Here is a 23,223-nt window from a genome sequence, read left to right on the forward strand (position 1 = left end):
GCTGCCGCGGGGAAGGTACGAAACCAGATCCGAGGCGATCACAGTGAACTTGTTCAAAGAAGCGTTGTTTTCTTCAATAATTCCCGGCTCAAATCGGGTTTGGTCGATTCAAGGATGCGTGGAGCTATCCGGAAACTATGGTGATGAGACTGTTGTGCCTATCCTTGTTGCCCTTGCGATCGCGAGGTTGGCGAGTACGGGTTTGTTTGAAATACTCCCGCCGTCCCGAACGCTCTCGTGCGTGGCGCAGCTGTCTAAGCGCTGATGCGGATGAACAAGTTCAATTATCTCGTTGCTGGTGAGGTAAACCAATCCACGAAAGGTACAACAGCCGGTAATGCAGAACATACTTCGCGGCAAAGGCAATTCGCTGACACTCGCCTTCGTTTCGGGATTCGCGGACGCCTTATTTTTTATCCACCTCGGAGGCCTTTTCGTCGGATTGGTAACCGGCAACGTCATATTGATTGGATTGGGGCTGGCCGGACATGAAAAAGGGTGGCTGCGTGGTCTTCAGATCATGACGTTTCCACTCTTCATGCTGGGAGCTGCGCTCGCCGCGATTTTGGTCGTCTGGCTCCGGCCCCTGCAAAAGGCGACGGTCTGGACCATGCTCATCGCTGCCTTTGCTTTCGCCACTGCAGCCTTTCTTGCCATTTTCAACCTTGGCCCGACCTCGGCTTGTGCCCTCCTTGCTGTCGTCGCGATGGGCATGTTAACTGCGATCGAGCGCCTCGATAGTGGCTTGGGGCCGCCGTTTTCGCTTATGACTGGAAATGTTGCGGGGCTGGCCGTTGCGGCCGCACGCCGCCTCATCGGTTACAAGGAAAGACCGGAAGAGTGGGGGCAGTCGCTGACGTCAATTCTTCTCGTCGTCGGTTTCGTTCTTGGATGTGCCGGAGGCGCCTTTGCACAAGCGACCGTGGGGGTTGCTGGTATGTTGATACCCGCTGGTATGTTACTAGTCGTCGCGCTGTTTTATTCGTCGAACTCGCGAAAAACCGGGTAATCTGGCGTGCTGGACGAAGAGAGAGCACATCGCTGTCGAGAGAGGAGATGGTATTGCCGCAAATGGCGCCCAACGGGTTGTGGCTCGCCCGTATTTCGGCTGGAGCAGCGCGATCGGAATGAGGCACGCCGAGGCTCGAGCTCGCTGGAATTGATGTTTGATCTCGCCACGGTAGTGGCGGTATCGGCTGCCGCGCACGGTTATGCGCAGCAAGCCGAGAGCGGAAATTTCCTGCTTGGAACGGTTAGTTTCCTGTGCAGCTTCTTCATGGCATGGTTGGCCTGGATGAACTATACATGGTTTGCCTCCGCCTATACCGATCAGTCTACGGCGTTTCGCGCGTTGTCGATGATCATCATGTTTGGATCGCTCACACTCGCCGCTGGAATCCAAGGCGTATTTGTCGATCAACCGATCTGGCTTGCGATGATTGGCTTCAGCATCATGCGCCTTGCAATGATGGTGCTTTGGTTCGGTGCGGCGAATGGTGATCGGGATCAGCGCTCGACGGCCTTGTACTATGCAGCAGGAATAGGTGCGCTCCAGATCTATTGGAATGTCCTGATTGTCATCCTGTCACCTCAAGAGCCTTTATACCTTCCATTCTTTGGGCTGGGAGCCGTTGGTGAATTGCTGCTTCCGGTGCTTGTGCAAAGCAGATCCCAGACGAACTGGCATCACGGGCACATTGTCGATCGCTACAACTCGTTCAACATCATCGTCTTGGGTGAATGTTTTGCCAGCGTTGTCTCCATCATCTCAGGAGCATCGGCGCCTGATCCTTCACATTTCTGGTTGGCAGTGCTTTGCTCGGTGATCGCATTTTCCATGTGGCGGCTATACTTCGACAGAAACCGACAATTGCTCGATCGCAGCCTTGGAACCGTTCTGCTCTGGTCCTATGGTCATTATCCGCTTTTTGCTGCCGGGGCGGCAACAGCTGCCGGCTTTGTGATTTTCGAAACCGGCATCGGCAGGGATTCTGAAATTTCTCCTCACGTTGCGACCCTTTTCGTTGCCGTTCCGATCGCGATTTATCTAGTCTCGCTTTGGCTGGTTCGCGATCGCCTTATCGCCAAGGGTGCGTGTCGATGGCTCCTTGTCATCGCGGGCGGCGCAGTTCTTGTTGGCAGCGCGATTGCCGTACGCCCGCTCGAGCTGATCGCGGTGGTGTTGGTCTCAACGGTGCTTGCTCGCGCACGTCTGCTGCAGCCACATACCGGAACGAACAGATAGACGGCTCGGATGCATCTCTTGGCGTTTAAAGGTCGCGCTCTGCCGAGCTCCCGAGAATCAATGAGACCAACGCTGGGTTTGAGAAATTCGATACCGGTGGGCGCCAGCGCGGCACATTCGGCTTCATGGCTTGGGACACAACGGGAACCAGGATGTCTTCGTCAGTAGAATTAGAATCATTTGGAAATTGGCGTGGCGTCTCGCTGGAAGTCGCACCTTGGGACACAGGCCATGCGCAGGTCGATTTGTCCGCCGCTTGTATGTTCACTCATGAACTGGACAGCACGGGCATCAAGGGCGGACTGCTGCATCTTGACCAGGCTCTTGGCGGACGCCTGACGGCGCTGCGCCGCAGCGGTAGCTTCAAAGCGAAATTCATGGAGACGCTTCTCGTCAGCACCCCTCCGACAGGAGTTCAAGCAAAGTCGCTGTTGATTGTCGGTCTCGGCACTCCGTCTGCATGGACGGCCGACATAACAGCGCATGCCGTGTCGGTGGCCGTGCGCACAGCGGTTCAACGCGGCGATCGTAGTATGGCCTTCGCGCCCAGTCTGCTGGACTCCGGTCTGAACCCCGAGCGCACGGTCGACATTACGCGCGGTATGGTGAAAGCTGTTATCGATACGATCGAGGCGCAGCTGCGGATTGCCGAATGCGGACTCGCAAACGCGCCGGTACTATGTCGCGTGGTCTTCGATGTCGGCGCTTCGCGCATTGACATGACCAGGGAGTCTTTCCGAGACAGCTTTCAGATCGTCGCAGCATACGTGCCTGCAACAGGTGAAAATGAACCTCCGTCCGATAAGAGGGAAGAACAATGACTGACTTGCCACCGCCAGGACCAACGATCCAGATCCTGCGCAAGGACGGCAGGGCCGGGGCATCCGTAACGCTCGATGCTGCGGACCGGCCAAGCCTTACCCTCTCCAATCCGGATCCCGCCTTGCCGACCGCCGCTCTGGAAATCGATGATAAGGGCGCGCATGTAAAATTCGATCGCCCCGGCGGCGCGTCTTCCTATCTGTTCCTGAACAACGCCGGAGGCTCGGGTGTCGTTCTCATCGACAGCACTGGCAAGCGCCGGGTGGATGCCACCGTCGCGGCGGACGGTTCAAGCACGATCGAACGTTTTGGCAATGATGGAAAGCCACTCCCTTGATTGTTGCGCGAAGAAGCGGGGCACACCGTACCTCGATGTGTCAGTGGATCCGCAGCGTGGGACGAATTGTCTTCGCTATTCGCATGGCGGATGAACGCTTTACGAATTCGACCGCCGAGGGGAATGGAGATACGGCGAGTGCATCGGGAATTCGTCCTATGCGGTCGAGCCCTTGCGCCATCTCGATTGCTCCGTGGCAGTGGAGTCGAGATTGTTTGCAAAAACTCGCCCATTCCGTTCAAGCCGAGCCCCGGAAAAGAGGGTAACGAACGACATCGAGAGCAATCAGTCGAACCCCGAGAACTTCGATGACAGAACTTCCACTCCTGACACCGGCACAGCCGACCGTGCTCATGATCGATCAGCAGGCAGGCCTCGCCTTTGGTGTCGGATCGACGGATCGGCAACTTCTTCTCAGCAACGTTGTCGCCCTGGCAAAAGTCACGAACGCCTTTAGGCTTCCATTGGTCGTTTCGACCTCCGCCTCGAAGGTCTACAGCGGCCCGCTGATGCCAGCGGTCAAGACCGTGCTTCCGGACGCTGTCTCGATCGAGAGGCGCAATATGAATGCGTGGGAGGACGATGCTGTTAAGGCGGCAATCGAGAAAACCGGCCGGCGCACGTTGCTCGTCTCCGGCTTGCTGACGGAGGCATGTGTTTCCTTCGCTGTTCTTTCCGCTCTAGCGGAAGGCTATGCGGTGTCGGTAGTGGCAGACACCTGTGGTGGGATTACTTTGGAGAGCCACTCTCTGGCGCTTCGCAGGATGGAAGCGGCAGGCGCGACACTGACATCCTGGCTGCAGGTACTCCTTGAACTCCAACGCGACTGGACAAGAAAAGAGACCTACAATGATGCCAGAGCGATCGTTGAGGCTCACGCCGGCGGTTACGGCATTGGTCTGGCATACGCCCGGGATATGATCCACCCTATTTAGAACTATCGGATCCGGCCTAGGCTCCGCCGTCAGTTTGCCACACACAACGGCATGTTCCCGGATAGTCTTGCCGTCCTTATCTGACCCTTGTGGTCTATCGTCATGCCCTAAGCGACCGACCTGTCAATTTCGGAGAGGGAATTCCGCGCAATGAAATCGTGATCGGCTCGTCTACCGGCACCGGACAACCCCTGCTTGTTGGACCCGTTGCGTTGCTCATGCAGATGCGCATGAATATCGCCACAGCCGACCCGCCGATCGACGGGCTTGTTCATATACGCCTTGTCCATTGAAAGAGTCAGGACCCCTGGCTTGCAAAAGCCTCTGAAAATACGCATCGGATATGTGCAACACGCAAGCCCGGTCTTGGCGGCCCTCGTCAGCAGCATCTTTCCCAAATTGAAGATCTTCAACTTAGCGGTGAACAGGCGTCCTCATGTTCTCAGAGTCGCCTCCGATTAGCCGGGGTCATATCGGATGTGACTAAGATCTGCCGTGCGGAACAATAGACAAGTCAATGCGCGATTTCACGGGAAAATTTATCTGATCGGCGGCATGGGTCTCTGTTCCCCACCAGACGCTCATTTCTGGCTGAACGTCTCCCACGACAATAGAGGGTAGATTTGCATCGTACGGCGCGGCGTGTCGTCGTATCGACGAAAATGTCATCCATGAAACGTGTACAGAGCCACCGTGGTAGCGATCTGAGATGAGATCGAATCGATCATGGCAAGTGCAAAGACTGCAACAATTGGACAAGCAACGCGTGTGCCGATATCCACCATCGACTTGAATTTACCGATAAGTGTTATGCGCGCCGCCGAGTTTGGTGGGCGACGCGGTTTCGCGATGACGACAGCAGACGACGATCTTGCGGGATAGCGCTACCTATCTCAGTTGCATGGCAACGGTCATCGGCGTTGCCTGGCCGCAGCGGGTCGACTATGGTTCAGGTGCGCCTTGGTCTAAATGACGAGCGGAATTGCGGCAAGAGGCAGGCTGGGGAGGAGTACTTGACGATGTGCTGCCAGGAGATCGGATGGGTTGGCTTGTGTTTCGAATCTCCCGAAGCGCCATGCCTGACGACCGTTCCGATAAAGTCGGCGGCGTTCTCTGTGACGAGAATCAGAAAGGAGCTTGCGGCGCAAAATGCGCTGCGGGTCGACCTGCCCGCATGTGAAGCCTATTTCCTGATGCTTTATCTGAAAGATGCGAGGCATTGTGACATCAGACCGGATGGTTCACAGACACAGGCGCGCCGCTACGGGCGCGGTTCGGTCTGCCTGGTCGACCTACAGAAGGGCGCGTCCATCGAGTTGCAGAGCAGCTTGCACGCATTGGCGTTCGTTTTGCCGAAGGCGCTTTTTAACGAAGTCGCCGAAATGTCGTGCACCACCAAGCTGCACCGACTGAGGTGCAGACGAGGCGAGCCCGATGTCGTCCTCGGAAATCTCGGCATTGCATTGATGCCGCTCTTCGAGACAGACAGTTTGTCCGCGCCCGCTCTCCTTCAACATATGGCAACGGCCGTGTGCGCACATCTCCTGCATGACTATCGCGATGAGACACTTCGTAACGGTGTTTCGGAGAGCTCGCTGTCGGTCTGTCAGGAGAAAGCAGCAAAGGAATTCATGCTCGATAATCTGGCCGACGAGCTTTCCGTCGCGACGATCGCCTCCACAACCGGATTGTCGGCGCACCACTTTTCTCAGGAATTCAAGAAAGCCACGGGCTTCACACCGCATCAATGGCTGACGCGCATGCGCATCGATCGCGCTAAAGATATGCTGTCGCAGCATTTGTTGCCGGTAAAGGCAATAGCGGCACATTGTGGATTTGCCGACCAGAGCTATTTCACAAAGGTTTTCTCGCGAGAAACCGGCATGACACCGGCAGCGTGGCGTGGTGCCTGGATGCATTGAGTGCTTTTAGAAAAAAAGCCGGTGTAATTTACCGACAACGTGCGATATAGGTGCGGTGTCGATAATGTTGGTGCAGTTGGGGGATGATTTGGATTGGCGACCGGCTCAGAATTCGCCTGAACCTGCACATGCTGCGCGTCGGTCCACGATCGCAGCCTCGGCAATAAGCATCACGCGCATGCATTATGACGACGATGATCTCCCGCCCAGTCCGCCCAACGATCGTGAAGAGGCCTTTCACGTCATTACGCAGTTGATGGACTTCCGTCATCACAAGCTTTGGAGGGGAGGCACGCTGATCTTCGAGGGCGGGCACCCCAAAGGCACCCTCGCGATTACCGATTTGCGAGAGGAATGGCGATGCCATCATCTCTCGCCGTTTGACAACGTCCGTTTCCAGATACCCTTCTCGCACATTCGAAGCTTCGCGGTCGAGATGGGAAGGCCGGAGTTTTCTTGTCTGACGTGTCCACCGGGCACCAAGGACGACGTCATTCTCGGCCTCGCCCAGGCGCTTCTGCCGTCTCTGGAGAACCCGCGGCAGGCAAGTCAGTTGTTTCTGGAGCAAGTCAGCCTCGCGGTTCTGACGCATTTGGCGCAAACCTATGGCGGCGTTCAGTTCCCTGTCCGCAGGAAGGGTACCCTTGCGCCATGGCAGGAAAAGCGAGCGACGGAGTTCTTGGCGACGCATGTTGGCGGCCAGGTTTCCATTACCGAGCTTGCGGAAACATGCGGTCTGTCACGCAGTTACTTCATCAAGGCGTTCAAGGAGACCTTTGGCAAGACACCCTACCGCTGGCTCATCGAGTACAGGGTGGCGAAGGCCAAGGATCTGTTGATGTCAACCGCGCCTATCGCGGAAATTGCGGTTACCTGCGGTTTTGCGGATCAGAGCCACATGACGAGAATCTTTTCCGAGGTTGTCGGCGAGCCGCCGGGGAACTGGCGTCGTCATAACTGGGTCGGTGGTCGGTCATAATCCCTTCAAAATATAGGTATTCGCGCAACGTGACACGGTCGGCGTGAGTGCCGCTTTCTGACCGCGTCGAGCGTCGCTTGAGGTGCCACCCTGAAAGTTCGCCGGATTGGTGGGTATAGGCATCCTGCCAGGTACGGGAACAATCAAATCATCCAAACCACACGCCTTACCGACAAGAACACGGTCGGCTTCTCCTTCATTCTATGCGCGTCTTTGCCATTAGGCACATGTTGAGGGAAAAAATGACTGTTAAAGCGACGCCGACGCCGGGTTCGAAACTTCTCACACCCAAAGACCACACGCTTATCATGATCGATTTTCAGTCGCAGATGTCTTTTGCGACCAAGAACATCGATGCGGTCAACCTGCGTACCAACGCCGCGCTCGTCGCCAATGGGGCCAAGGGTTTTGGCGTTTCCACCATTCTGACCACGGTTGCCGAAAAGAGCTTTTCCGGTCCGATGTTCTCGGAAATTACCGACGCCTTCCCGGGTCAGAAGCTGTTCGACCGCACGTCGATGAACACCTGGGAAGACGCCGCGGTCATCGCGGAGGTGAACCGCATCGGCAAGCAGCGTATCGTGCTTTCCGGCCTGTGGACCGGCGTCTGCATCGTCGGCCCCGCACTGTCAGCCCTCGAGCAGGGCTTTGAAGTCTTCGTATTGGCCGACGCCTGCGGTGACGTGTCCGAAGAAGCTCATAATCGCGCGATGGATCGCATGGTCCAGGCCGGCGCGCAGCCGATGACCTCGCTCCAGTATCTGCTTGAACTTCAGCGCGATTGGTCACGCACCGAGACCTACGATATGACCACCGGTATCGCGAAGAAGTTCGGTGGCGCCTACGGCCTCGGCATCATTTACGCAAAGACCATGTTCGGCGCGTCCGAAGGCCATTGAGGCACGCTCAGCCGTTCGCAGTCGGGCCATGCCTCGGCCCGCTCCTTGATTTCTCGCGCGGCGCACCCAGCCTTTGCGCCGCGTTCCGATCGCTTTTTCCCTCGTATACACGGAGGCTGATCATGACCGCTTCACCGTCGAAAAAGCCGACCGTCGTCCTCGTGCATGGGGCATGGGCAGATGCATCGAGTTGGAGATCCGTCATTCCGCTCTTGCAGAAACGTGGTGTCCCCGTTGTCGCCGTTCAGAATCCGACATCGTCTCTGTTGGATGATGTCGAGGCGACCCGCCACGCGCTGAACGAGATCGACGGACCTGTCGTTCTCGCGGGCCATAGCTGGGGAGGAACCGTCATTACGGAGGCGGGTGACGATCCGAAGGTCAAAGCTCTGGTCTTCGTGGCAGCTTTCGCACCGGATGTAGGCCAGTCGACTGGAGATCAGGTTGCAGCCTACCCCGCGCCACCGGCTCTCGCGAATGTAAGCTCCGATCGCAGCGGCCGCTATAGGATGAGCGTGAATGGCTGGGTCAATGCTGTCGCGCAGGATCTTCCCGAACAGGATGCGCGCCTTCTCGCCGCTACCCAGCCGCCGCTCGGTGCGGACACGTTCTCCGACAAGGTGAGTAGAGTTGCGTGGATGGACCGTAGGAACTGGTACGTGATTTCCACCGAGGACCGGGCGGTTAGCGTGGAGCTGCAGCGCGAACTGGCGAAGAAGCTGAATGCTCGCACGATCGAACTCAAAGCCGGCCACATGTCGTTGCTCTCGCAACCTGAGGCCGTTGCCTCCGCCATCCTGGAGGCGGTTGCCGAGGCAAGCGCCGCGTAGAGCGCAGACGAATTGAAAAGGACAATTCCCATGAAAATCTACTTCTATTCCCTCGCAGCCGGTTTGCTCGTCGGTGTCGTCTACAGCCTGCTGAACGTGCGTTCGCCCGCACCGCCCGTCATTGCTCTTGTCGGCCTCCTCGGCATCCTCGTCGGCGAGCAGATCATTCCCTTCGCCAAGACACTCATCAACAAGGAACCGGCCGCCGTCTCGTGGATGCAGCAGATCAAGCCGCATGTCTTCGGCCACCTGCCGAAGGGTGGAAAGCCCACCGATGCCGCTTCCGATAAAGCCTGAATCTTTTTTCAATCGAGAACGACGACAATGGAAAATGCTATTGCTGACCTCGTCTTGCATCACGGTTTGATCACCACGCTCGACCGCGCCAACCCATCGGCAACGGCTGTGGCCATCAAGGACGGCAGGTTCCTGGCTGTCGGCCACGATACCGAGATCATGACGTTAGCCGGTCCCGATACTAAAGTCATAGACCTTAACGGCAAACGTGTGCTGCCGGGCCTGATCGACAATCACACTCACGTGGTTCGTGGCGGCTTGAACTTCAACATGGAGCTGCGTTGGGACGGCATACGCTCGCTGGCGGATGCCATGGACATGCTGAAGCGCCAGGTTGATATAACGCCGCCACCGCAATGGGTCCGCGTCGTCGGCGGCTTTACCGAGCATCAATTCGTCGAAAAGCGTCTGCCTACAATCGACGAGATCAACGCGGTCGCGCCGCAGACGCCAGTCTTCCTTCTGCATCTCTACGACCGTGCCCTGTTGAACGCTGCCGCATTGCGTGCTGTTGGCTATACGAGAGATACGCCCAATCCGCCGGGCGGCGAAATCATCCGCGATGCTGCAGGCAATCCGACAGGCCTGCTGCTTGCCAAACCCAATGCGGGCATTCTCTATTCGACGCTGGCGAAAGGGCCGAAGCTGCCATTCGACTATCAGCTGAATTCGACGCGCCACTTCATGCGCGAGCTCAACCGCCTTGGCGTGACAGGCGTTATCGATGCCGGCGGCGGCTTCCAGAATTATCCCGACGATTATGCCGTCATCCAAAAGCTCGCCAATGAGGGGCAGATGACGGTGCGCCTGGCCTACAATCTCTTCACCCAGAAGCCGAAGCAGGAGAAGGAGGATTTCCTCAACTGGACGGCGTCGGTAAAGTACAAGCAGGGCGACGACTATTTTCGTCATAATGGCGCAGGCGAGATGCTGGTCTTTTCCGCCGCCGATTTCGAGGATTTTCGCCAGCCACGTCCTGACATGCCGCCAGAGATGGAAGGAGAGCTGGAGGAGGTGGTGCGGGTCCTTGCCGAAAATCGCTGGCCCTGGCGGCTGCATGCCACCTACGACGAGACGATTTCACGCGCTCTCGATGTGTTCGAGCGGGTCAATCAGGATATTCCGCTTGCGGGTCTGAACTGGTTCTTCGATCATGCCGAGACAATCTCCGATCAGTCGATCGATCGTATTGCCGCCCTTGGCGGCGGCATCGCCACCCAGCATCGCATGGCCTATCAGGGCGAGTATTTCGTTGAGCGCTATGGTCATGGCGCCGCGGAAGCCACGCCGCCGATTGCCCGGATGCTGGACAAGGGCGTGCATGTCTCCGCCGGGACCGACGCCACCCGCGTCGCTTCTTACAACCCCTGGGTCTCGCTTTCCTGGATGGTGACCGGTAAGACCGTTGGTGGCATGCAACTCTATCCGCGCGCAAACTGCCTCGATCGCGAGACGGCGCTCAGGATGTGGACGGAGAAGGTTGCCTGGTTTTCCAACGAGGAAGGTAAGAAAGGCCGTATCGAGAAAGGCCAGTTCGCAGACCTCATCGTGCCGAGCAAGGACTTCTTTGCCTGTGCCGAGGATGAGATCTCTTTCCTCACGTCCGATCTGACGATGGTGGGCGGCAGGACCGTTTATGGCGCCGGCGTCTTCAAGACGCTGGATGAAAACCCTGTCCCGCCCGCTATGCCCGACTGGTCTCCGGTGCGCACCTTCGGGGGCTATGCTGCCTGGGACGAGCCTGAACGTGCCGGGCGAAACTCGCTGCGTCGAACCGCGATTGCATCCTGTGGTTGCGCCAATGATTGCGCCATGCACGGCCATGATCATGCGGGCGCCTGGACCTCGAAGCTGCCGATCTCCGATCTCAGGGGCTTCTTTGGAGCCCTTGGTTGCTCATGCTGGGCCGTGTGAGGGTGGCGACCATGCAAACTCTCCGGTCGAAGCTTTCTTCCGTCGCACGCCCGGTGTTCGGATCGTCCGCGATGCGCTTCCTCGCCTATCTCGGACTCTGCGCCGCCTATCTCCAAGGTGGACTCAACAAGCTTACCGATTTCAACGGCGCGGTCGGCGAAATGGGTCATTTTGGCGTTGCGCCAGCGCCCGTCTTTGCGGTGATCGTGATCGTTCTTGAACTGGCCGCCTCGGCCATGATCTTGATCGGCTTTTTTCGTTGGCTGGCGGCGCTTGCACTTGGGGCCTTCACCTTTCTCGCGACCTTCCTCGCGCTCCGGTTCTGGGAGTTGCCTCCTGGCATGGAGCGTTTCATGGCGGCCAATTCGTTTTTCGAACATCTCGGCCTCGTCGGCGGCTTTCTCCTGGTAGCCTGGCTCGATCTTAACCGGGACATTGCAAATATCACGGAGGTTTAAGAATGCTTACGCGCTACGCTTACACGATCGGCCTACTGGCTTCCCTTGCCTTCACGCCGGCAGGCTCTGCGCTCGCTCGCACCGCCCATCCACAGCTTGGCGTGGGTGCGCAATACGACACGACCCACGTCTACGTCGATCCCGACAAGGTCGACAGTTTCGTCGCAAGCTTTCTCGCCACGTTCGGTGGCAGCAGCACGAAACAGGTCGTCGCTACCGTGACGCCGACGCCAAGTAGCACGACATCGCAACTTCTTCAGACGCCGGTCGGAACCGTGTCGCTTTTTGGTTTCCAGACGCCGATCCCCTATCCCTTTGGGGCCGAGCGGACCGGCTATCTGGTAACCGATCTGGACAAGGCTGTTGCGACCGCGCGTGCGGTCGGCGCATCGGTCGTCGTCGATGTCTTTCCCGATCCAATCGGTCGCGATGCAGTCATTCAATGGCCGGGCGGCGTTAACATGCAACTCTACTGGCATACGGCCAAGCCAAGTTATACGGCCTTCGACAAGATCCCCGAGAACCGCATCTATGTATCCCCCGACGCCGTCGACAAGTTCGTCAAAGCCTTCTTGGCCTTTTCCCAGGGTCGGGTCGTGTCAGACGACAAGAAGGCTTCCGGTATCGAGATCGGGCGCCCCAACGACACATTCCGTCGGCTTCGGATTGAATCCGTCTTCGGAAAGATGACGCTTCTCGCGACTGACGGTCATCTGCCGTATCCTTATGGCCATGAGACCACCGGCTATGAGGTATCGGATCTTGCCGCGACGCTTGACAAGGCGAAGGCGAGCGGAGCAACGGTTCTCGTCGACCCCTACACGTCCGACAAGCGCAAGGCGGCAATGGTCGAATTCCCCGGCGGTTATGTCGCCGAAATCCATACGACGGCGCCGTGATCATGATACGGACTTTCGCGACAGGATTTCGCCGGTCGGCCAAACGTGTCGGCATCGATTACCACTGGCTTTCCTGTCTCGCGACAATCGTCATCCTTTATCTGACGCCGCTCGCAGCAGTGGCCGGCGACAAGCCGGTGCAATCGAAGCGGCCGGCGATCAGTTCTAATCGTTGGCAGGAGGATTGGTCGGTATTGGCCGATCCCGCGCTGAGGCCCCAGCCGCTGGATCGCCTCAAATATATCCCGCTATCGGGGTCCGGTCCGGACACCTACGTCTCTTTTGGAGCGACGGTACGGGAGCGCTTCGAAAGCAACAGCGCACCAGGCTTCGGCATTGGCGGCGTCAGGCGCGACAATTATCTCATCCAGCGTGCCCAGCTCCACATCGACCTCAATCTCTTCAAGGACTGGCAGGTCTTCACGCAGTTCGAGGACGATCGTGCCTTCGGCAAGAAGAATATCGGCTCGGCGGATGCCGATCAGCTCGATCTGAGGCTTGCTTTCCTTGGTTACAGCCACGACTTCGACGCGGGTACCTTCAAGGCGCGTATTGGCCGCCAGGACTTTGCCTTCGACCTCCAGCGCTTCGTTTCCTCGCGTGACGGACCGAATGTGCGCCAGTCTTTCGATGCGATCTGGGCCGACTGGGAGACCGCGTCATGGCGCTTCATAGGCTTTGTCAGTCAGCCCGTACAATATCGCGACGCCGAGCCGTTTGACGATACCTCCAGCGGAGATTTCCGCTTCAGCACCCTGCGCGTCGAACGGCTCGTCCTTGGCGGCAACGAGCTGAGTGCCTACTATTCACTCTATCAGCGGCAAAACGCCCATTATCTGGACGCTTCCGGGGAAGAGGATCGACATATCTTCGACAGTCGCTTTGCTGGCAAGCATGATGAAATTGATTGGGATATCGAAGGGATGGGTCAGTTTGGCAGCGTCGGCGACAAGGACATTCGTGCATGGGCATTTGGAGCTCGCGCCGGCTATACGCTTGATGACGTTGCCTGGACGCCACGCATCGGGCTGCAGTTCGATATCGCCTCGGGTGATCACCGCGCTGGCGATCACGTCGTCGGCACCTTCAATCCGCTCTTCCCGAACGGCTACTACTTTGCGCTTGCGGGCTATACCGGTTACGCCAACATCATCCATCTTAAGCCCTCGCTTACCGTCAAGCCGACTGACAAGATGACTCTGACCGGCGCACTCGGCCTGCAATGGCGCCAGACTACGCAGGACGCAATCTATGTTCAGCCGAATCAACCGCTTCCAGGAACGGCGGGGCGGGGAGGCGCGTGGTCAGGAGCATATGCGCAGGTCAGGCTCGACTACGCCTTCACACCAAACCTCTCCGGTGCGATTGAAGCCGTTCACTTTGAAGCCGGTAACGCCATCAAAAATGCTGGCGGCCGCAATGGAAACTATGTCGGGGCGCAACTCGGCTTTGCTTGGTAACGCCTCCCCCGCCGTCTCATGAATTGCGAAGAATGGCTGCACGAGAGCGCCGCTTTATCCAAACGGTGCGCCCATTGGACAAGAGCAAGTGGGTGGGGGCAGGCTAGAACTGATCGCTCGATTGAAGAGGATCGCGAATGTCTGACGACCCATTGGTGATGATGCTCTCTAGAAGGCAGGCATTGCTCGCCGGCGCGACGCCGTTGGCAGCAATGGCCATGCCATCACTTGCCTTTCCTGAAACCGCCTCAACAAAGGAAGAGGAATTACCCCCTATGACCCATAATTTTATCGAGACCAAGGACGGCGTCCAGATCTACTACAAGGATTGGGGTCCCAAAGAGGCCCAGCCGATCGTGTTCCATCACGGCTGGCCGCTGTCTTCGGACGACTGGGACGCCCAGATGCTGTTTTTCGTCCAACACGGCTATCGCGTCATTGCCCATGATCGCCGTGGCCATGGTCGTTCGACCCAGGTCAGTGACGGTCACGATATGAATCATTACGCTGCTGACGCCTCGGCCGTAGCCGAGCATCTTAATCTCAAGAATGCCGTTCATATCGGTCACTCGACCGGTGGCGGCGAGGTCGCGCGGTATGTCGCAAAATTCGGTCAGCCGCAGGGACGCGTCGCAAAGGCCGTTCTCGTCAGCGCCGTACCGCCGCTGATGCTGAAGACGGATGCCAATCCCGGCGGTCTGCCGATCGAAGTATTCGATGGCATCCGCAAAGCACTTGCCGACAACAGAGCGCAGCTTTTCCTCGACTTTCCTACCGGCCCATTCTATGGCTTCAATCGGCCGGACGCGAAGGTCTATCCCGGCGTTGTCCAGAATTGGTGGCGTCAAGGGATGATGGGAAGTGCCAAGGCGCACTATGATGGCATCAAGGCCTTCTCCGAAACAGATCAGACGGACGACCTGAAAGCGATAACCGTGCCAACGCTCGTCATGCATGGAGACGACGATCAGGTGGTACCAATCGCCGATTCAGCGGAACTTTCCGTGAAGCTTCTGAAGAACGGCACTCTAAAGGTCTACAAGGGCTATCCGCATGGCATGCTGACGACGCACGCCGACGTCATAAACCAGGATCTGCTAGCCTTCATCAGGGGATAACACGACAAGTTCCATCAAATGGCTGGACGGCCTGCAGCGTGCTTCGGCCTGCCGCGGGTCGTACACTATCTTCGCAGTATTATACTCCTCGATATACGCGGACGAAGGCGATGCATATGATCGGCGCTTCACGGTCTCACCGGCCTGGTGTTCTGTCGCTTCGGACTGCTTGGCCTCTTGCCTTCGTCGCGCGGGTTGAAACGCCGGAGGAATTGACGCGCGCCGCAAATGGCGGATGGTTGTTCGCCGACAAATCGAACAGAGGATCAGCGGAACCATGACGGCGCCCATCAAGCATATCGATACCGATACGCGAGACGGAATTGCGAGCCTGCCAGAAAAGGTGGATCTCGAAAGCGAGCTTCCTTATGGGAGGCCGCTCAAACCCGCGGATGTCGGTGACGATCCTCCTCCGGCCTCACCCAATGTCAGCGCGCCGGGCTCAATGGCGAGCGGCTGATCCATCTTTGTCAACCGCGGCTGGACATTGCTGTCAGGAGAGTCTTGCCCTGCGCCATGTACCTGGCGGTTGTCCAATGAGATGCGTGAAGGTGCGCGTGAACTGAGACAAGCCCGCAAAGCCACATGCTTTGGAAATGTCGCCCAGCGACATTCGCGACGCGGAAAGCAGTGCGCACGCCTGCTCGATCCGCCGATCGAGTAGCCATTCATGTGGTGTCTGGCCGGTGCTCTGCCGGAAGGCGCGGATAAAGGCAACGCGAGACAAATTGCAGGTAGCGGCAAGCGCATCGATCGAGACGTCGCCCTTCAGATGATTGCGCAGAAACTCCTTGGCACGATCCTCCTCCGCTCGCGACAGTCTTTCCCGCTTGGAGCAGAAGCGGGATCGGCCATTCCCGTATTTGTGAACGAGATGGACGCCGATTGCTATGCTCAATTGATCGCGGAGCAATGGGTTCTTATCGACATCGGGGATTGAAAACAGCGCCCGGACCATCCCGCCTAAAATGACGTCGGGCTCGGCGGTCTTGCAGTTAAGTTCCGACAGCGCCTTCATATCGGCGCCATCGGCCAAGTCGCTCAGACCTCGGCTTGAAATCTCCATCAGCGCAAAATCGAAACTGCCGCTCATGTCCGCCTTGTAAGGGTCGGCGAAGTTGCGGAGATAGATCGAATTCTCCTGAAAATCATGAATGGAGGAAGAGTGCGCACCGAAAATGCGGCGCCGGTGGCCGTCAGCAAGTGAAATTCCGACTACATATCCGCGGTCGCTTGCAGGTGTTGCAACCTGAGCGAATCTGGGGCGGTCCGACGATTTATGATAGAAGTCGATACCCCCGCCGGAAATCTGCCGGTCTCGATCGAGCTGCGCCAACTGGCAGCCGAACGTGTCCATCTTTTTTCCTGAGCCCCGATCGTGATTGTATGGTGACGACATCATGTTCCGTTTTGACTTCGGGTGGACCTGACATGAGGTATTTGCATCATTCTGGTCACAGAAAGCCATGGAAGTCAAAGCGCGCCAATTAGCGCGACAGAGTGCCCTCACATATCCATAATACCGCGCTGGACGTCCATACACTGGGAACCCATAGGGTGGAAATGAGCGGTTATCATTATCAATTCGGCCATAAAGCCAGACGTTCAACGATGGTAGGCGCAAACAGACATACTGCCGATGGCGTCTTCACATGCTTAAAGCCGCGCGATCTCGTCAGATATTCCATTTCCTGCGCGCCGATCGAAAAAGCCGAGAAAATTGACCTGCGAGGTAGCTCTTAGCTCTCATTGCTGGACAATCGCTGGAACATCCGACGAAAGCGACGTAAGCATCCAAATGCAGTCAAAACAGACAAGACCCTGCGCTCCCATGGCGGCATGAACATGACAATGAAAACGAAGTGTCGGCCATGAAGTTATTGAAGCAGCCTTTGTGGGGCGGCGCGGCTGCCGTCTTGATTATCTGTCTGGCCGTTGCCGCTTGGCTTGTATATGAACCAACGATTGCCAAGATCGACCGTCCAGCTGCAACGGCGTTTGATGCATCGATTGTGAGGAGGGGCGAGCAGCTTGTAGCCGTCGGAGACTGCATCGTCTGTCACACGGCGCCCAATGGTCGACCTTTTGCGGGCTCGCGGGCACTGCCGACACCCTTTGGGACGCTCTATTCCAATAACATTACCCCGGACGAAGCCACCGGTATCGGGAGCTGGTCGTTGCAGGCCTTCATTCGAGCAATGAAGCAGGGGGTCGCACGCGACGGCACCCATCTTTATCCGGCCTTGCCTTACGAGCATTTCACACATGTCAGCGATGAAGACCTTCAGGCGGTCTATGCATTCCTGATGACACGTCAGCCCGTCTCGCAAACCGCCCCTGACAACAAGCTTCTGCCCGGCCTCGGTTTTCGCCCCTTGCTCGCGGGCTGGAAGCTGCTCTTCCTGGATCGGACGCCGTTCGAACAGCAGACGGGCGAAAGCGCGCAGTGGAACCGCGGAAAATATCTCGTCGATGGTCTTGGTCACTGTGGTGGATGTCATACGCCAAGGAATCTCGCCGGCGGCGAAGAACGTGACCGAAGCTTCGCCGGCGGTATCGCGGAAGGTTGGAACGCTCCGCCGCTTGATGCCAGTAATCCAACGGCGGCTCGATGGAATGTGGCGTCTCTGTTCAACTATATGAAGACAGGGCTCGATCAAGGGCACAGCGCCGCCGCGGGGCCGATGGGTCCAGTTGCCGAGGGCCTGTCGAAGCTCAATGATGGTGATGTGCAGGCGATTGCCGTTTACATCAATTCGCGAATGCATCCGGCGGAAGCGACCCGGGCCGAAGTTATGCCAACAATGACGACTGACAATGCGGCTCAAGCTGCGTCAGCCCATCCCGATGCGGAATTGCTCTTCAACGGTGCCTGCGCGGGATGCCATGCGCCCGGCGCACCGATGGGGACGCGAGGCAGGCCGGCGCTATCGACGGCAAGCGATCTGCAGGACGACGATCCAAGGAACGCCATTCAAGCCGTTCTGCAAGGGGTCGAGCCGGTGGGAAATAGGGGTGCTTACATGCCTTCCTTCTCTACGATCCTGACGGATCGCCAGGTCTCCGACCTTCTCGCTTATGCCAGGACCCGGTTCACGAACAGACAGGGCTGGAAGGACTTGGAGGCGAAAGTCGCTGGTATTCGCAAGGAGAACGCAGAATGACGATCTCGATCAACGTCAACGGCCAGAACCATTTGATTGTGTCCGATCCTGACACGCCGCTGCTTTACGTCCTGCGCGACGAGTTGGGATTGAACGGGGCGAAATACGGTTGCGGCCTCGGCCAGTGCGGTGCCTGCACGGTGCATATCGACGGCAAGGCAATCTTCTCTTGCCTGATGCCCGTCGGCGCGCTCGGTGGCCGGCAGGTGCGCACGATCGAGGGCCTGGGAAGCATCGAGGCGCCCAATGTCGTGCAGAAAGCGTTTCAGGATGAACAGGCGGCGCAATGTGGATACTGCATCGCCGGCATGATCATGCGTGCTCAGGCCTTACTCGACAAAGACCCGGCGCCGACTGACGAGCAAATTCGCATTCATATGCAGCCCAATCTTTGTCGCTGCGGGACGCATGCGAGGATACTGCGCGCAGTCCGGCGCGCGAGCCAGAATTTACACACGTCAAAGCAAGGGGGGATGCAATGAACAGCTTGCCCGCCTCCGGTATAACGCGGCGTTCCTTTCTGACTACAAGCGGGATTGCCGTTGCCTTCGCATTGACCCGACCGGCGTTTGCTCAACTGGCAGGCGGCGGCGAAGGGGGAGCAGGCCCTGCCATTGTCGCCCCGAACTTGCCTGGCAGCCTGAAGTCATGGCCCTATCTCGATTCCTGGATCCAGCTTGATAGCTCCGGACATGCAACGGTCTTTACGGGTAAGGCAGAGCTTGGTCAGGGAATTCGCACCGCCCTTCTGCAGGTTGCGGCTGAAGAACTCGATCTCGGGCCCGACGCTGTGACGCTCGTCACTGTCGATACTGCAAGGACGCCCGACGAAGGTTTGACGGCGGGAAGCCATTCGATGCAGGATAGCGGAACCGCGATCAGAAACGCAGCCGCCAACGTCCGAATGCTGCTGATTGGTCATGCAGCTCAGCGGTTTGAGAATGTTGCCGAGCAGCTGACCACCACCGGCGACGGCCATGTTCTCGCGCCGGATGGTCGGAGGCTGGGCTACGGTGAGATCGCCGGCGAGCTTTCGCTGCATGTCGAGGCGATCGCAAATGCCCCTCTGCGACAAAAGAAGGAATTCCGAACGATGGGCACCAGCCTTGCGCGGGTGGACATTCCCGCGAAGATTTCCGGCGGACAGGCCTTCATTCACGATATTCGCTTGCCGGGCATGCTGCATGCGCGTGTCGTCCGCGGCCCAAGCGAGCGCACGAGGCTCAAGCTGCCGTCGGCAGCCGAGATCGAAACGATGCCACGGCTCTTCAAGTTCGTACAGAACGGTGACTTTGCCGCCGTTGTCGCCGAAAGGGAATGGGATGCGGTCAAGCTTATGCGGAGGCTACAAGCATCGGCCTATGAGCTGAGCGGTGCGACATTTCCAACCGGCAAGGTGGAGGATGTGCTGAAGTCGCTTCCCGCCAGAGAAATTTCCATTCTTGATGTCGCGGGCCGGCCTGGAAGTGCTATCAAGACCAGGTCAGCGCGCTATACGCGTCGATGGATTTCGCATGGCTCCATCGGGCCTTCCTGCGCGCTGGCTTGGCTGCAGGGCGATCTTCTGACGATCTGGACACATAGCCAGGGGACCTATGACGTTCGCCGAGTGGCAGCCGAGTTGCTCGACTATCCAATCGAGAAAATCCGCGCCATCCACGCCGAGGGAGCGGGCTGCTATGGTCAGAACGGCGCCGACGATGTCGCCGCCGAAGCGGCGTTCATCGCTATGAAGGTTCCGGGCAAGCCGGTGCGATTGCAGTGGATGCGGGAACAGGAATTCGGATGGGAGCCGCTCGGGCCTGGCATGGCAACGGAGGTCGAGGCGGGTCTTGACGCCGACAACAACATCATTGCCTGGAAATACGATGTCTGGAGCAATCCACACAACAACAGGCCGGTCGGTGCCGGTGGCGTGCTGATCGGAAACGAGGTGACTGCAAGGTTTCAGCCACCTGAAGGCAGGCCGATACCAATGCCGGAGGGCGATGGTAGCCGAAACTCCAATCCGCTCTATGACCTGCCGAATATGAAGGTGGTCTATCATTTCATCAAGGACATGCCGATCAGAGTTTCGGCATTGCGCTCGCTGGGAGCGCATCTGAACGTCTTCTCGATAGAGAGCATGTTTGATGAACTGGCGCTCGTCGGTGGTATCGATCCGTTGGATCTGCGGATGAAGCACATGGCAGATCAGCGGGCGCGTCGGGTCATGCAGACCGCCACCGAGGCCTTCGGCTGGCGGGGCAGACAGAAACGAGGCCCATTTCACGGTTTCGGAATGGCTTTTGCCCGTTACAAGAATCTCGGCGCCTACTGTGCCATTTGCCTGGAGGTTAGCGTCGATCAGAACACCGGCCGCATTACCGTTCATCGCGCGCAAGCAGCGACCGACTGTGGCGAGATCGTCAGCCCGAACGGCGTTCAGAATCAAGTAGAGGGAGCCATCATACAGTCACTGAGCTGGTGCACCCGCGAGGCTGTCACCAACGATGAAACCATCCGCACGAGTTTCGATTGGAGTACTTATCCGATCCTGCGTTTTCTCGATATACCCGAAAAGATCGACGTGATCGTCGAGAATCAGCCTGGTCAGCCATTCCTTGGCGTTGCGGAATGCGGGCAAGGACCCGCGTCGGCAGCACTCGCCAACGCCTTGGCCGATGCGACCGGAATTCGCTTCCGTGACATGCCATTGACGCCCGAGAAGGTGAGGGCCGCAATCATTACCCAATAGAATTGGAATTGCGGAGACCGGCGGCAGCCAGTGCTGCCCGCAACGCAGATATGAAGACGCGAACTTTCGGCAATACAAGTCTCGAGGTTGGATAGACGGCCCAGATATGGATGGTATCGGGCCGTGCCCCTTGAAAATCAACCCATACCAGACGTCCAGCCTTGATGTCGTCGCTTGCATACCAGTTCGAAAGCAGGGCAAGTCCGCCGCCGGCAAGACATGCCGTATAGCATCCGGCGATGCTGTTGGAAGAGAAGCGGCCGCCGAGCTTGGCGTGCTTTTCCCCGTCCGCGGTCTGAAAAGTCCAGTGCGTCGCATTGCCGAGGGCCAGGCAATCGTGGTTGGCAAGCTCGCTGAGGCTCGCCGGTTTGCCCCGCCGCGCGAGGTAATCGGGGCTTGCTACGACGAGGCGTGGATTATCGGCCAATTTTTGCGCAATGAGACTGCTGTCGCGTAATCGGGCAATGCGAATGGCAAGATCTGTCCCGGTCGCGACGAGATCGGGCAGGCTGTCCGTCATGTCGACCGATACCCGCAGTTCGGGGTTGTCATCGAGCAGCTTTGGCACCATCGGCATGACGAACTTGATACCGAACGATATGGGCACGGAGACACGCAGCAATCCCGCCGCACCCGTGACACCCGAATGCAACAGTGCCAACGCTGCATTTTCGTTATCGACGAGGGCTTGCGCAAATGGAAGAAAGCTCTCGCCCTCCGGTGTCAGGGAAAGTGAGCGTGTGGTTCGGTGCAGAAGCCGCACGCCGAGCGATGCTTCAAGCGAGGCCAGTCTTCGACTTGCGATCATGGGTGTAAGCCCAAGGCGCCTGGCCGCGGCAGCGAGACTACCGGCAGAGACAGCAGTGGTGAAGATCAGGACGTCGTTCGTATCCATTATATCGCAAACTGTTATTCTAGACGATCAATCGAGGCTACTAAAACGATTCTCGATAAAAAGATAGCTATAGCCATAGATTTGTAAGAATGAAGGATCATGGACATGCGAAATGCACATCACGCTCAGGCTAGCCACGGCATTGCCAAGCTGGCCTTATTTGCGATGGCGACCGCAAGCGGTATTGCCGTTGCAAACATCTATTACAACCAGCCAATGCTCGGGATCATCGAAAATGATTTCCCGCACCAGTCGATCGCCGGCTTTATTCCGACGGCAACTCAGCTCGGCTACGCATTGGGGCTGCTTTTTCTTCTACCGCTCGGAGACATTGTGCAACGCCGCAAATTGATTATCGGCCAGTTCCTTGTGCTCGCCGCAGCCCTCGCGCTTGCGGCTCTCGCGCCATCCGCCGGTATGCTCGTCGCGGCCTCGCTTGTCGTCGGAGCTACGGCGACAGTCGCCCAACAAATCGTGCCCTTTGCCGCCTCGCTTGCCGCACCGAAAAAGCGCGGTGCAACGATCGGTACCGTCATGGCTGGCGTACTTTCCGGCATTCTATTCAGCCGTACATTGTCCGGCTTTGTCGGAGCGCACGCCGGTTGGCGCGAAATGTTCTGGATTGGCGTACCCCTTGCCATCGTTGCGGCCCTTTTGATGTTTTTCACCCTGCCGAGCCATAAGCCCGCTTCGCGCATGCGGTACCATACAGCTATCGGGTCGCTCGCTCATCTTTGGAGACGGGAAGGTGCTTTGCGGTCCGCAGCCCTTATGCAAGCCGCGCTTTTCGGCTCGTTCACCGCGTTCTGGACGATACTCGCCCTCTATCTCGAAACGCCGCGCTTCCAGCTTGGTGCGGATGTTGCGGGCCTGTTCGGCATCGTGGGTGCCGTCGGCATTTTCGCAGCACCCCTTGCGGGCAGGATCGCTGACGGACGCGGACCTCATTTTGCGATCCTGCTTGGATCATTGCTGACATTGATCGCATGGATCATTTTCGGCGTGTGGTCCTCGCTGGCAGCACTCGTCGTTGGCGTGATCGTTCTTGATTTCGGTGTCCAGAGTGCGTTGGTATCCAACCAGCACCTTGTCTACGCGCTCGATCCAGAGGCGCGCAGCCGGCTCAACACCATCTTCATGTCCGCCATGTTTTTGGGCGGTGCGGCCGGAGCAGCCCTGGCGACTGCCGCCTGGGGCTACGCGCAATGGAATGGCGTCAGTGTTCTTGGCGCGGCATTGGCACTTGTTGCTGTGATTATTCAATTGACCGAACACCGCACTCGCTCAGCTACCACCGTGGCCGAATAGGGAG

Annotated in this window: 22 protein-coding genes; 20 read left to right on the forward strand and 2 right to left on the reverse strand. The window is 57.9% G+C overall.

All coding sequences use genetic code 11. The features are described 5' to 3' along the window. Positions 1-337: 337 nt before the first annotated feature. From I8E17_RS30045 to I8E17_RS30120, 16 genes are all read left to right on the forward strand, one after another. Positions 338-1,009 (forward strand): YoaK family protein, encoded by a 672-nt coding sequence (locus I8E17_RS30045; RefSeq protein WP_113367515.1) that lies wholly within the window; start codon positions 338-340, stop codon positions 1,007-1,009. A gap of 153 nt (positions 1,010-1,162) precedes the next feature. After that, complete coding sequence (locus I8E17_RS30050) at positions 1,163-2,245, forward strand: low temperature requirement protein A (protein ID WP_113367516.1); 1,083 nt, start codon at positions 1,163-1,165, stop codon at positions 2,243-2,245. A 152-nt stretch (positions 2,246-2,397) separates the two neighbouring features. Further along, positions 2,398-3,066 carry a M17 family peptidase N-terminal domain-containing protein gene (locus I8E17_RS30055; protein WP_083258179.1) on the forward strand — a complete coding sequence of 223 codons (669 nt, stop codon included), beginning with the start codon at positions 2,398-2,400 and terminating at the stop codon, positions 3,064-3,066. Continuing rightward, positions 3,063-3,404, forward strand: coding sequence for a hypothetical protein (locus I8E17_RS30060; RefSeq protein WP_113367517.1), 342 nt, complete (start codon positions 3,063-3,065; stop codon positions 3,402-3,404). The genes I8E17_RS30055 and I8E17_RS30060 overlap by 4 nt, the downstream gene beginning before the upstream one ends. Positions 3,405-3,712: 308 nt before the next feature. Further along, complete coding sequence (locus tag I8E17_RS30065) at positions 3,713-4,339, forward strand: isochorismatase family protein (protein WP_069612879.1); 627 nt, start codon at positions 3,713-3,715, stop codon at positions 4,337-4,339. A 944-nt stretch (positions 4,340-5,283) separates the two neighbouring features. Further along, on the forward strand, positions 5,284-6,261 hold the full coding sequence (locus I8E17_RS30070; RefSeq protein ID WP_229002232.1) for an AraC family transcriptional regulator: 978 nt from the start codon (positions 5,284-5,286) through the stop codon (positions 6,259-6,261). A 178-nt stretch (positions 6,262-6,439) separates the two neighbouring features. Next, positions 6,440-7,240, forward strand: coding sequence for an AraC family transcriptional regulator (locus I8E17_RS30075; protein ID WP_083258178.1), 801 nt, complete (start codon positions 6,440-6,442; stop codon positions 7,238-7,240). A 242-nt stretch (positions 7,241-7,482) separates the two neighbouring features. Continuing rightward, positions 7,483-8,139: a hydrolase gene (locus I8E17_RS30080; protein ID WP_069612876.1), complete on the forward strand. Its 657-nt coding sequence runs from the start codon at positions 7,483-7,485 to the stop codon at positions 8,137-8,139. A gap of 122 nt (positions 8,140-8,261) precedes the next feature. Further along, positions 8,262-8,969: an alpha/beta hydrolase gene (locus I8E17_RS30085; protein WP_113367520.1), complete on the forward strand. Its 708-nt coding sequence runs from the start codon at positions 8,262-8,264 to the stop codon at positions 8,967-8,969. Positions 8,970-8,999: 30 nt separating this feature from the next. Next, a complete protein-coding gene (locus I8E17_RS30090; RefSeq protein WP_069612874.1) occupies positions 9,000-9,266 on the forward strand; it encodes a XapX domain-containing protein in 267 nt (88 codons plus the stop codon). A 27-nt stretch (positions 9,267-9,293) separates the two neighbouring features. After that, positions 9,294-11,180, forward strand: a complete 1,887-nt coding sequence (locus tag I8E17_RS30095; protein ID WP_113367521.1) for an amidohydrolase — start codon at positions 9,294-9,296, stop codon at positions 11,178-11,180. An 11-nt stretch (positions 11,181-11,191) separates the two neighbouring features. Further along, positions 11,192-11,638, forward strand: a complete 447-nt coding sequence (locus I8E17_RS30100; RefSeq protein WP_069612884.1) for a DoxX family protein — start codon at positions 11,192-11,194, stop codon at positions 11,636-11,638. Positions 11,639-11,640: 2 nt separating this feature from the next. Then, on the forward strand, positions 11,641-12,537 hold the full coding sequence (locus tag I8E17_RS30105) for a glyoxalase (RefSeq protein WP_229002233.1): 897 nt from the start codon (positions 11,641-11,643) through the stop codon (positions 12,535-12,537). A 2-nt stretch (positions 12,538-12,539) separates the two neighbouring features. Beyond that, positions 12,540-13,997, forward strand: a complete 1,458-nt coding sequence (locus I8E17_RS30110) for an alginate export family protein (RefSeq protein ID WP_113367522.1) — start codon at positions 12,540-12,542, stop codon at positions 13,995-13,997. 137 nt (positions 13,998-14,134) lie between these two features. Beyond that, on the forward strand, positions 14,135-15,115 hold the full coding sequence (locus I8E17_RS30115) for an alpha/beta hydrolase (protein WP_113367523.1): 981 nt from the start codon (positions 14,135-14,137) through the stop codon (positions 15,113-15,115). 277 nt (positions 15,116-15,392) lie between these two features. Continuing rightward, on the forward strand, positions 15,393-15,575 hold the full coding sequence (locus I8E17_RS30120; protein ID WP_162750987.1) for a hypothetical protein: 183 nt from the start codon (positions 15,393-15,395) through the stop codon (positions 15,573-15,575). Between the two features lie 33 nt (positions 15,576-15,608). Here the strand turns inward: I8E17_RS30120 and I8E17_RS30125 are convergent, their stop codons facing one another. Beyond that, positions 15,609-16,724 carry an AraC family transcriptional regulator gene (locus tag I8E17_RS30125; protein ID WP_162750988.1) on the reverse strand — a complete coding sequence of 372 codons (1,116 nt, stop codon included), beginning with the start codon at positions 16,722-16,724 and terminating at the stop codon, positions 15,609-15,611. 262 nt (positions 16,725-16,986) lie between these two features. On the opposite strand from I8E17_RS30125, the gene I8E17_RS30130 reads away from it, so the two are divergent. From I8E17_RS30130 to I8E17_RS30140, 3 genes are read left to right on the forward strand one after another with little or no spacing between them, the layout of a single operon-like run. Next, positions 16,987-18,279 carry a cytochrome c gene (locus I8E17_RS30130; protein WP_113367546.1) on the forward strand — a complete coding sequence of 431 codons (1,293 nt, stop codon included), beginning with the start codon at positions 16,987-16,989 and terminating at the stop codon, positions 18,277-18,279. Next, a complete protein-coding gene (locus tag I8E17_RS30135) occupies positions 18,276-18,761 on the forward strand; it encodes a (2Fe-2S)-binding protein (protein ID WP_113367526.1) in 486 nt (161 codons plus the stop codon). The genes I8E17_RS30130 and I8E17_RS30135 overlap by 4 nt, the downstream gene beginning before the upstream one ends. Beyond that, entirely contained in the window at positions 18,758-21,016 is a 2,259-nt protein-coding gene (locus I8E17_RS30140) for a molybdopterin cofactor-binding domain-containing protein (RefSeq protein WP_069615725.1), read from the forward strand. The genes I8E17_RS30135 and I8E17_RS30140 overlap by 4 nt, the downstream gene beginning before the upstream one ends. On the opposite strand, the gene I8E17_RS30145 is transcribed toward I8E17_RS30140, so the two are convergent. Beyond that, positions 21,006-21,911: a LysR family transcriptional regulator gene (locus I8E17_RS30145; RefSeq protein WP_069615726.1), complete on the reverse strand. Its 906-nt coding sequence runs from the start codon at positions 21,909-21,911 to the stop codon at positions 21,006-21,008. The two genes, I8E17_RS30140 and I8E17_RS30145, sit on opposite strands and share 11 nt — an antisense overlap. Before the next feature lie 105 nt (positions 21,912-22,016). Between I8E17_RS30145 and I8E17_RS30150 the strand changes: the two genes are divergently transcribed. Next, on the forward strand, positions 22,017-23,219 hold the full coding sequence (locus tag I8E17_RS30150) for an MFS transporter (RefSeq protein WP_229002234.1): 1,203 nt from the start codon (positions 22,017-22,019) through the stop codon (positions 23,217-23,219). The last annotated feature ends 4 nt before the right edge of the window (positions 23,220-23,223 follow it).

This window comes from Rhizobium sp. AB2/73 (genome assembly GCF_020871915.1).
Taxonomy (GTDB): domain Bacteria; phylum Pseudomonadota; class Alphaproteobacteria; order Rhizobiales; family Rhizobiaceae; genus Rhizobium; species Rhizobium dioscoreae.